Source organism: Pseudomonas sp. FW507-12TSA (assembly GCF_058781435.1).
Genome location: NZ_JBYSWT010000017.1, coordinates 148287 through 158055, shown reverse-complemented (window position 1 = coordinate 158055; position 9769 = coordinate 148287). Strand labels below are relative to the sequence as shown.

Annotated in this window: 8 protein-coding genes; 5 read left to right on the top strand and 3 right to left on the bottom strand. The window is 65.6% G+C overall.

Annotated elements, in window-relative coordinates:
- Nucleotides 1-953 (bottom strand): GTPase/DUF3482 domain-containing protein (locus tag AC3WK8_RS17890; protein ID WP_103325346.1); only part of this gene is annotated, 953 nt, incomplete at its 3' end.
- Nucleotides 946-2325, bottom strand: a complete 1380-nt coding sequence (locus AC3WK8_RS17885; RefSeq protein WP_103325347.1) for a DUF2868 domain-containing protein — start codon at nt 2323-2325, stop codon at nt 946-948. The genes AC3WK8_RS17890 and AC3WK8_RS17885, both read right to left, overlap by 8 nt.
- Before the next feature lie 120 nt (nt 2326-2445).
- Between AC3WK8_RS17885 and AC3WK8_RS17880 the strand changes: the two genes are divergently transcribed.
- On the top strand, nt 2446-2958 hold the full coding sequence (locus tag AC3WK8_RS17880) for a dihydrofolate reductase (RefSeq protein ID WP_103325404.1): 513 nt from the start codon (nt 2446-2448) through the stop codon (nt 2956-2958).
- Nucleotides 2959-3080: 122 nt separating this feature from the next.
- Here the strand turns inward: AC3WK8_RS17880 and AC3WK8_RS17875 are convergent, their stop codons facing one another.
- On the bottom strand, nt 3081-4472 hold the full coding sequence (locus tag AC3WK8_RS17875) for an L-cystine transporter (protein ID WP_022641662.1): 1392 nt from the start codon (nt 4470-4472) through the stop codon (nt 3081-3083).
- A 240-nt stretch (nt 4473-4712) separates the two neighbouring features.
- Here AC3WK8_RS17875 and AC3WK8_RS17870 point away from each other — a divergent pair, with 240 nt between their 5' ends.
- The 4 genes from AC3WK8_RS17870 to AC3WK8_RS17855 all read left to right on the top strand — a co-directional run bounded on the left by AC3WK8_RS17870 (nt 4713) and on the right by AC3WK8_RS17855 (nt 9724).
- Nucleotides 4713-5768 carry an HAD family hydrolase gene (locus tag AC3WK8_RS17870; protein ID WP_103325348.1) on the top strand — a complete coding sequence of 352 codons (1056 nt, stop codon included), beginning with the start codon at nt 4713-4715 and terminating at the stop codon, nt 5766-5768.
- Nucleotides 5769-5978: 210 nt separating this feature from the next.
- On the top strand, nt 5979-7379 hold the full coding sequence (locus AC3WK8_RS17865) for an MBOAT family O-acyltransferase (RefSeq protein WP_256592291.1): 1401 nt from the start codon (nt 5979-5981) through the stop codon (nt 7377-7379).
- Nucleotides 7366-8499: an SGNH/GDSL hydrolase family protein gene (locus AC3WK8_RS17860; protein ID WP_085594419.1), complete on the top strand. Its 1134-nt coding sequence runs from the start codon at nt 7366-7368 to the stop codon at nt 8497-8499. Before AC3WK8_RS17865 ends, AC3WK8_RS17860 begins: the two co-directional genes overlap by 14 nt.
- A gap of 1 nt (nt 8500) precedes the next feature.
- Nucleotides 8501-9724, top strand: a complete 1224-nt coding sequence (locus tag AC3WK8_RS17855) for an SGNH/GDSL hydrolase family protein (protein ID WP_085594421.1) — start codon at nt 8501-8503, stop codon at nt 9722-9724.
- Nucleotides 9725-9769: the final 45 nt, after the last annotated feature.

The window sequence follows — 9769 nt, the reverse complement described above, 5'->3', positions numbered from 1 at the left end:
CCCCCGACCCGGACACCCAGCTGCTTGAGGGTTTCAGGGTTGAACAAGTCATCGCCCCAGCGCCCGTCCAGCAATGGCAGGTCGCTGGCGCAGGCATCCTGGGGCCGGAAGGCGTACAGCTTGAGCAAGGCCTCGACGCAGCGTTGCTCGCGCTGGCGTACGTCCTGGCGCAGGCTGGCGATGGCCTGGCGCTCCTGCTCGGCGTCGCTGGCCACGCCGCGCCGGCAAGCCGCGCAATCCACCAGCAACTCGGCGATCAGCCGGGCCGCGCTGTGGCGGCGTGCCAGGCGCTGGGCCTGCTGGTCGTCGATCAAGCGCTGCAGCGCCGGGCGGGCCTGTTCGAGCAACAGCCCGAGGCTTTCGTACAGGCGCCGTTCGCCGTCTTCCGGCGGGGCCACGCTGTCGAACCGCACCAGGGCGTGCAGCCCCAGGCGGGCCAGGGCTTCGCGCCAGTCGCCCTCGCGCTGGGTGGCGCTGCTGACGAAGTTCAGCACCGGCAACAGCGGTTTGCCGCAGCCGGCCAGCACTTCCAGTTCGTCGCGGTACTTGGCCAGGACCGGTTCCCGGGCATCGATCACGTACAGCCCGGCATCCGAGGCCAGCAGCTGGCGCAGGACCTTGGCTTCCTGCTCGAAGCGCTGGCGCGCCTCGCTGCCATCGAGAAAGCGGGCCAGGCGCGCCGGGCCATCCAGGCGCTCGCCGGGACGCTCCAGGCGTTCCAGGTAGTCCAGCAGGGCGATGGCGTCTTCCAGGCCCGGGGTGTCATAGAGTTCCAGCAGCGGCTGGCCATCCACCGACAGCCGCGCGCCTTCCACGTGGCGGGTGGTGCTGGGGCGATGGGATACCTCGCCAAACTCCACATCCCGGGTCAGGGTGCGCAGCAGCGAGGTCTTGCCGACGTTGGTGTGGCCGACCACCGCCAGCGTCAGCGGCCGGGTGCGGGTATCAGTCATGGCCGGTCTCCAGCCAGTTGAAGGGCGCGCAGTCGGCGAACGGCAGTTGCAGTCGCTCCAGGGCAGCATGCCAGTCGCCCAGGCGCTCGGCGTCCAGGGCCTGGCCGGCGGGGGCCTGCAGCAACCAGATGCGGGTGGCGCCGGCATTGCGGGCCAGTTCGGCGATCAACCCCAGGCTACCGCGGTCGGGCGAGCGCCGAGGGTCGCAGGCGATCAGCAGGCGGGCCGGGGGGAAGCGGCTCATCTGCTCCAGCAGGCGGTGGCGCGATTCGCGGTTGTCGAGGATCCCGGCGTCCTTGATCGATTCGGGCAACTGCGGCGGCCAGGTGCGTTGGTCGTCCAATTCGATGGCCACCAGCAAGGCGCCGCTGCTGTCCAGGCTGCTGCTGCCGCCTGCGATCCGATGCAGGTGTTCTGGCGCCAGGTCGTTGACCCCCAGGCGTTCGCTGCTGGGCATCAGGCGCTCGCGCAGCTGGGCGTAGCCGGGCAGCTTGAGGTCCAGTTGCAGGCGGGCCCGGCCGTGGACCCAGCGCCAGCGGCACAGCAGCATCAGCACCAGGCGCGGCAGCACGCCGTAGATCACCAGCGACGCCACCAGCCACACCGCCCAGGATTGGCGCACCAGCTCGGTGTTGTAGACGTCCCGGGTACTGGCCTGGATCATTTCCACGGTCGGTACGCCGAAGCCCAGGGCCCGCGGGCCGGCACTCAGGAAGTTGGTGATCGAGACGAAGGCGTCGGACCCCAGCAGGGTGCTCTCCCAGACGAAGTCGTAGCGATGGGTGATCAGTTGCGCCAGCAGCATGCTCATGGCGCTGAGCAGGGCCAGCAGCCACAGGCCGTGGACCAGGGTGCCCAGGGCCCAGCGGTTGAGCTTGCGGCGTTGCAGCAGGAGCAGCAGCGCCGGCGGCAACTGGGCGGCCTTGGCATCGCGCGAGCACTTTTCACTGAGCCACAGCCACAGGCGGCCCAGCCCGGAGTCATGGCCGCCGAACAGCAGCAACCCGGCCAGCCAGCCCAGCAGCAGGAGCAGGTTGATCCCCAGCAGGCTGCCCAGGGCCCAGAACACATTCACCGGCTCGCGGGTGTCGCCCAGGGCGCTGAAAGCCAGGCCGGCCCCGCTGAGGACCGCCAGCACCGCCAGGACCAGGAAGGCCAGGCGTGCCCCTTGCCACCAGTGCAGCAGCGCGCTGTCCAAGCCGTCGCGCCGGGCCAGCCACAGGGCCCGGGCCTGGATCCGGCTGGCCAGGTCGCCACCCTGTTGCCGGGCCACGCGGTTGGCTTCCTGGTCATCCAGGGGGCCGGCGTGTTCCTCGCGCAGGCGCACGGTTTCGGTCAGCCACAGTCGTTGCAGGGGAGTCATTGCAGTCACGCGTCATTCCATCGCTCAAGAGTGCGCTGAGCATAACTGCTGCAGCGTTGGTCGGGTTAGATAGCGGGGATTCGCCGTGGGGCGGCAACAGATCCCCGGCCCTCTGGTATGCTCGCCGGCATGAAAAAATCACTCCCTCTGAGCCTGATCGCGGCACTCGCTGAAAACCGCGTGATCGGCATCGACAACAGCATGCCCTGGCACCTGCCGGGGGATTTCAAGTACTTCAAGGCCACGACCCTGGGCAAGCCGATCATCATGGGGCGCAAGACCTGGGACTCCCTTGGCCGGCCGTTGCCCGGGCGGTTGAATATCGTGGTCAGTCGTCAGACCGATCTGGCGCTCGAAGGTGCCGAGGTGTACCCGTCGCTGGAAGCCGCGATGGTGCGCGCCGAGCAATGGGCCCTGGAGCAGGGTGCGAGCGAGCTGATGCTGATCGGTGGCGCGCAGCTCTACACCCAGGGCCTGGAACAGGCGGATCGCCTGTACCTGACGCGGGTGGCCTTGAGCCCGGAAGGGGATGCGTGGTTCCCAGAGTTCGATGAACAGCGCTGGAAGCTGGTGTCCGACCAGCCCAACCCGGCGCAAGGCGACAAGCCGGCCTACAGCTTCGAAGTCTGGGAAAGAGCCTGAGTTGTAGCCGCTGCCGAGCCTGCGAGGCTGCGTAAAGGTCCGCAGGACCTTCGGCGATTCCGATGCCCCGTGGCTCTGCGGGCCATGCGCAGCCTGCGGCAGCGGCTACCCTGAACCCCGGCTCAGGCGTGGGCCAGGTCTTCGTGCTCGTCGGCGTCCAGCAGGGCCTTGTCGGTCTGTCCCATCGCCTGGCTGGTGATGGCGCCGGCGGTCATCGAACCGCTGACGTTCAGCGCGGTGCGTCCCATGTCGATCAGTGGCTCCACCGAGATCAGCAGGGCCACCAGGGACACCGGCAGGCCCATGGCCGGCAGCACGATCAGCGCGGCGAAGGTAGCGCCGCCGCCGACTCCGGCCACACCGGCCGAACTCAAGGTCACGATGGCCACCAGGGTGGCGATCCACAGCGGGTCCAGCGGGTTGATGCCTACGGTCGGGGCGACCATCACCGCCAGCATGGCCGGGTACAGGCCGGCGCAGCCGTTCTGGCCGATGGTGGCGCCGAACGAGGCGGCGAAGCTGGCGATGGACTGCGGGATGCCCAGGCGCCGGGTCTGCGCCTCGATGCTCAGGGGAATGCTCGCGGCGCTGGAGCGGCTGGTGAAGGCGAAGGTCAGCACTGGCCAGACCTTGCGGAAGAAGCGCAGCGGGTTGATCCCGGCCAGGGCGACCAGCAGGCCGTGGACCACGAACATCAGGCCCAGGCCGATATAGGACACCACCACGAAGCTGCCCAGCTTGATGATGTCCTGCAGGTTGGAGCCCGCCACTACCTTGGTCATCAAGGCCAGCACGCCGTAGGGCGTGAGCTTCATCACCAGGCGCACCAGACGCATCACCCAGGCTTGCAGGGTGTCGATGGCATTGAGCACCTTCTGGCCTTTATCGGCGTCGTCCTTGAACAGTTGCAATGCTGCAACGCCCAGGAATGCGGCGAAGATCACCACGCTGATGATCGAGGTCGGCTTGGCCCGGGCCAGGTCGGCGAAGGGGTTCTGCGGGATGAACGACAGCAGCAACTGCGGCACGTTGAGGTCGGCGACCTTGCCGGCGTAGTCGCTCTGGATCACTTGCAGGCGAGCCAGTTCCTGGGTACCGGCCACCAGCCCTTCGGCACTCAGGCCGAACAGGTTGGTCAGGCCGATGCCGATCAGGGCCGCGATGGCCGTGGTGAACAGCAAGGTGCCGATGGTCAGGAAGCTGATCTTGCCCAGGGACGAGGCGTTGTGCAGGCGGGCCACGGCGCTGAGGATCGAGGCGAACACCAGCGGGATCACGATCATTTGCAGCAACTGCACATAACCATTGCCCACCAGGTCGAACCAGCCGATGGAGGCCTTGAGGACCGGGTTGCCGGCACCGTAGATGCTGTGCAGGGCGATACCGAACACCACGCCCAGCACCAGAGCCAGCAGGACCTTCTTGGCCAGGCTCCAGGTGGTGTGGCGGGTTTGTGCCAGGCCCAGCAGCAGGGCCAGGAACACCAGCAGGTTGAGGATCAGCGGCAGATTCATTGGGGCTCCGGTAAACGTGTGCCAATCGCGGCTCGGGGCGATTGCGAACCGGCAAGCCTAACAGCTTGAAATCTATTGAATTAATAACGATATCGCATGGCAACCGTCGTTTTTGGAATAAGCCGGTGGCGCTATAGCACATGGGGTTGGCGCTCATGGGACGCGAAAAGTCGTGTACAGACGAGAACTGTCACAAGGATTTGTTAGCGTCGATGACTTTCACCCAGGGAGAAATCGCCGATGAAATTCGCACCCAAACTGCTCGCCGCCGCCCTTTGCCTGGGCCTCGCCGGCCAGGTGTTCGCCACCGAGTTGAAGCACTGGCCGCAAGAACAGGCCAAGCAGCTGGAGGCGATGATCGCGGCCAACGCCAACAAGGGTAACTACGCGGTGTTCGACATGGACAACACCAGCTACCGCTACGATCTGGAAGAGTCCTTGCTGCCCTACCTGGAGAACAAGGGCCTGATTACCCGCGACAAGCTCGACCCATCGTTGAAGCTGATCCCGTTCAAGGACACCGCCGAGCACAAGGAGAGCCTGTTCAGCTACTACTACCGGCTCTGCGAGATCGACGACATGGTCTGCTACCCCTGGGTCGCCCAGGTGTTCGCAGGCTTCACCCTCAAGGAACTCAAGGGCCATGTGGACGAGCTGATGGCTTCCGGCAAGCCGGTATCGAGCACCTACTACGACGGCGATGCGGTGAAGACCATCGAGGTCAACCCGCCCAAGGTCTTCACTGGCCAGGCCGAGCTGTACAACAAGCTGATGGAGAACGGCATCGAGGTCTACGTGATGACCGCCGCCTCCGAGGAGCTGGTGCGCATGGTCGCCGCGGACCCCAAGTACGGCTACAACGTCAAACCGCAGAACGTCATTGGCGTCACCACCCTGCTCAAGGACCGCAAGACCGGGGCCCTGACCACCGCCCGCAAGCAGATCGCCGAAGGCAAGTATGACCAGCAGGCCAACCTCGGCCTGGAGCTGACGCCCTACCTGTGGACTCCGGCCACCTGGATGGCTGGCAAGCACGCGGCGATCCTGACCTATATCGATGAGTGGAAGAAGCCGGTGCTAGTGGGTGGCGACACTCCCACCAGCGATGGCTACATGCTGTTCCACGATGTGGACGTGGCCAAGGGCGGCATCCACCTGTGGATCAACCGCAAGGACAAGTACATGAACCAGCTCAACGGCATGATCGCCAAGCACGCCGCGGCCCAGGCCAAGGAAGGGCTGGCGGTGACCGCCGACAAGAACTGGGTGATCGTCAAGCCCGAAGACATCCAGTAAGCCAGCCTGCGCCCAGTGGCACGGCCCCGCCCGGGGTGTTTGTGTCACTGGGGGCAAGGACGCCTGCCAGGGCCCCGCGGGCCTTGGCCGGGGGAATGTTTCAACTTGTGACAGTCAAAGCCCCTCTGCCATAATCGCGCCCGTTTCCACTCCTCCCGCCTGCTCTCCCTGTGCCGGGCCATGCCCCGTCTGCACGTAATGGACTACGTTGTGAGCTATCTCTCGATCGAATTCGGCTTCTGCTTCATCCTGTTCTTCGTCCTGTATTGGGGTCTGGGCTTCAGCCAGCGCTTGCAGAACGTCCTGCTGCTGGCCGCCAGCTACGCCATCCTGGCCAGCTTCAGCCTGAACTTCCTCTATATCCTGCTGGGCTATACCACCCTGGTGTACTTGCTGGGCCTGCTCAGCCAGCGGTATCCCGGACGTGGGTGGGTCAACGGGCTGATGCTGTTGCTGGTGCTGGGGGCGTTCTACCTGTTCAAGTACCAGGACTTCTTCACCAGCAGCGTACAGAACGCCTTTGCCCAGTTCGGCGTGGAAGTGTCGCTGCCGCTGCTGGAAGTGCTGCTGCCGGTGGGGCTGTCGTTCTATGCGTTCCATTCGGTCAGCTACCTGGTGTCGATCCACCGGCGCGAGCTGAAGGCCGGCTCGCCGTTCGACCTGGCGCTGTACCTGGCGTTCTTCCCCAGCCTGATCGCCGGACCGGTGAACCGGGCGGTGCCGATGCTCGGGCAGATCAACCCGCCGCAACTGCGCCAGGTGCTGGAGCCGCAACGGGCGCTGGGGCTGATCGCGGTGGCGGTGGTCAAGCTGTTCTTCCTCAGCTCGTGGCTGGCCAACGAGTGGGTCGACCCGGTCTTCGACAGCCCGGTGGCCTACTCCGCCGAGCAGATCTTGCGGGCGGTCTACGGTTATTCGTTCCTGATCTATTTCAACTTCAGCGGCTACACCGACCTGGTGACCGGCATCGCCCTGCTGCTGGGTTTCCGCCTGCCGGAGAACTTCAACTACCCCTATGCGGCGCGCAACCTCAAGGAGTTCTGGGGCCGCTGGCACATCAGCCTGTCGACCTTCATCCGCGACTACGTGTACATCCCCCTGGGAGGCAACCGGGGGCCGGTCTGGCGCGGCAACCTGAACATGCTGCTGGCGATGCTGATCTCCGGCCTGTGGCATGGCGCCAGTGCCAACTTCATCATCTGGGGCGCGCTGCACGGCGTCGGCCTGGCGCTGTACAAGCTGTGCAGCCCGCTGCTGGCCCGCGGACCGCGCTGGATCGGCTCCGACCTGGCGGCGCGCTTGCTGACCTTCCACTACGTGGCGCTGGCCTGGATCTTCTTCCGCTGCGCGACCCTGTCCGATGCCCTGGACATGCTCGGCGGCCTGGGCGGGCTGTCCCTGGCCGGGTTGGCCGGCAGTGCCCTGTCGCTGCTGGGCTGCCTGTTGTTCGTGGCGTTCTACCCACGGATCGTGGCGTTGCTGCGCCGCTTGTTCGAGGCTGCCACCGGCTTGCCGTGGCTGCTGTATCCAGTGCCGCTGGGCCTGTTCATCTGCGTGGTCATCTTTGCCTCTCCATCGGGCGTGCCGGGGTTCATCTATGCCAGTTTCTAAGCCTTCACCCTTGTCGATCAGCCTGGGCAGCGCGGCCAAGGTGTTCTATGCGTTGCTGGTGACCAGCCTGTTGCTGGTGTGGTTCAACCAGCAGTCGATCCGCCTGTATTGCCAGCAGAAGTACCACGAGAGCTGCGAGATCCCCGGCCTGGCGCAGAACCCGCAGTGGCGTTTCGGCGCACAGCTCAATCAGGCCTTGGAAAACGCCCGGGTGGCCTTCGTCGACAGCTTCGTCGGCCAGGCCGAGCTGAACCTGGTGGCCGAGGTCCAGGCGGCGCCCGAGCCGGAACCTGCCGCACCAGCGCCGCAGGCCAAGCAGCCGGCAGCGGCGCACCAGGCTCCGGCAGCCAACGCCCATCCGGTCGCGCATCAGGCGCCGGTCGCTGCGCCGCCAGCGGTGGCCGTGGCGCCTGTGGCCAGCCAGCCGCCCAAGGTCGCGCAGGCAAGCATCGCGCCGCTGATGGTCAGCCTGGGCACTGGCGACGAGGTGTTCTTCGTCGGTGACTCGTTGATGCAGGGCGTGGCGCCACACATGGCCAACACCTTGCGCAAGCGCTACAACGTCAAGAGCCTGAACCTGAGCAAGCAGAGTACCGGTCTTGCCTACCCGAGCTTCTTCAACTGGCCCAAGACCGTCGAAAGCACCCTGGCCAGCAACCCCAACATCCGCCTGATGGTGATCTTCCTCGGCCCCAACGACCCTTGGGACATGCCCGAGGTCAAGGGCAAGCCGTTCCTGCGCTTCAAGACCCCGGACTGGGAGGAGGCCTATCGCCGGCGTATCGATTCGATCCTCGACACCGCCCAGGCGCACAATGTGCAAGTGATCTGGGTCGGGCCGCCGAACATGGAGAAGGCCAAGCTGTCTACGGCCATGGCCTACCTGAGTGAGCTGTACAAGGGCCAGATCGAGCAGTATCACCAGCACTTCGTGTCGGCCAACGAGATTCTCGGCTACCGCCACGACGAGTTTTCCTACTACCGCATCAATGGCGACGGGCAGAAGATCAAGACCCGGGTCGATGATGGTATCCACTTCACCACTACTGGGCAGAAGCTCATCGCCGAGCGCGTGATCTCGATGATCAACTTCCCCAGCCAACAATTGACGGAGCATTGAGATGGGGCGTTTGCAAGGTATTGCGCTGTTGCTGGGCATCACCTTGCTGAGCAGTTGCAGCCCGACCACCGAGGTCCAGGCCACTCCTGCCTCGGCACTGGCCAGGCCTGGTGCGGGCCAGAAGAAGTTGGTCACCCCCGGCAGCGATCCGAACCTGGCGCTGCTGGCACGCAAGTTCAGTACTTCCAACCGTACGCCGATCAACATCGTGCAACTGGGCGACTCGCATACCGCTGCCGACCTGTTCAGCGGCGAACTGCGCCGCCTGCTGCAGGCGCAGTACGGTGATGGCGGCATCGGCTTCGTGGCGGCGACCCCGGTGCCCGGCACGCGCTACGAGCGAGTGATCCTCAGCGCCGCCAAGCGCCAGTGGTCGCTGGTGTCGGCGCGCAACCAGCAGAGCACGCAGTTTCCCCTGGGTGGCTACCTGTCGCTGCCGCAGACCCCGGGAGCCCGGGTGCACATCGCCGAGCGCCAGCCGAGCAACCAGCAATACCGCATCTCGGCCTTGTACCAGGCGTCCAGCAACAGCACCCTGACCGCGCGGGACAACCTCAACAAGGGCAGCCGCATGTTGGCCGCCACTGGCGGGCAATGGCGCCTGAGCCCGCCGTTCAACAACCTGACCCTGCCTTTGGACCTGAGCGTGGCCAACAGCCAGGGCCTGGCCCTGGGCGGTTGGAACATCCTCGGGCAGAAGAGCGCCGGGGTGATCTATTCCGCCCTGGGTATCAACGGTGCGCGCCTGGATGTGCTGGACAAGTGGCAGCCCGGCTGGCTGGAGGCCCTCAAGGCCTTGCGTCCGGACATGGTGGTGCTGGCCTACGGCACCAACGAGGCTTTCGACGACGATATCGATCTGCAGTTGTATCGCAGCCAGTTGCAGGAGAAGGTCGCGCTGCTGCGCAAGAACCTGCCCAAGACGGTGATCCTGCTGGTGGGCCCGCCGGATTCGATCAAGCGGCGCAATGCCGGCAGTTGCGCTGCCTCGCAGCCGCAGCCGCTGCGCCAGATCATCCAGATCCAGAAGGACGTGGCCAAGACCAGCCGCACGCTGTTCTGGGACTGGCAGGCGTTCATGGGCGGCGATTGCTCCATCAGCCAGTGGCAGGCCAGCGACCTGGCGCGCAACGACCTGATCCACCTGACCGCCGATGGCTATCGCAAGAGTGCCGACGGCTTGTACCGCTTCCTGCGTGGGCAGTTGGGCGAACGCATGCCCTGAGCCTGCACTGGCGCAAGGCAAAAAAATGCCCCGCACATGGCGGGG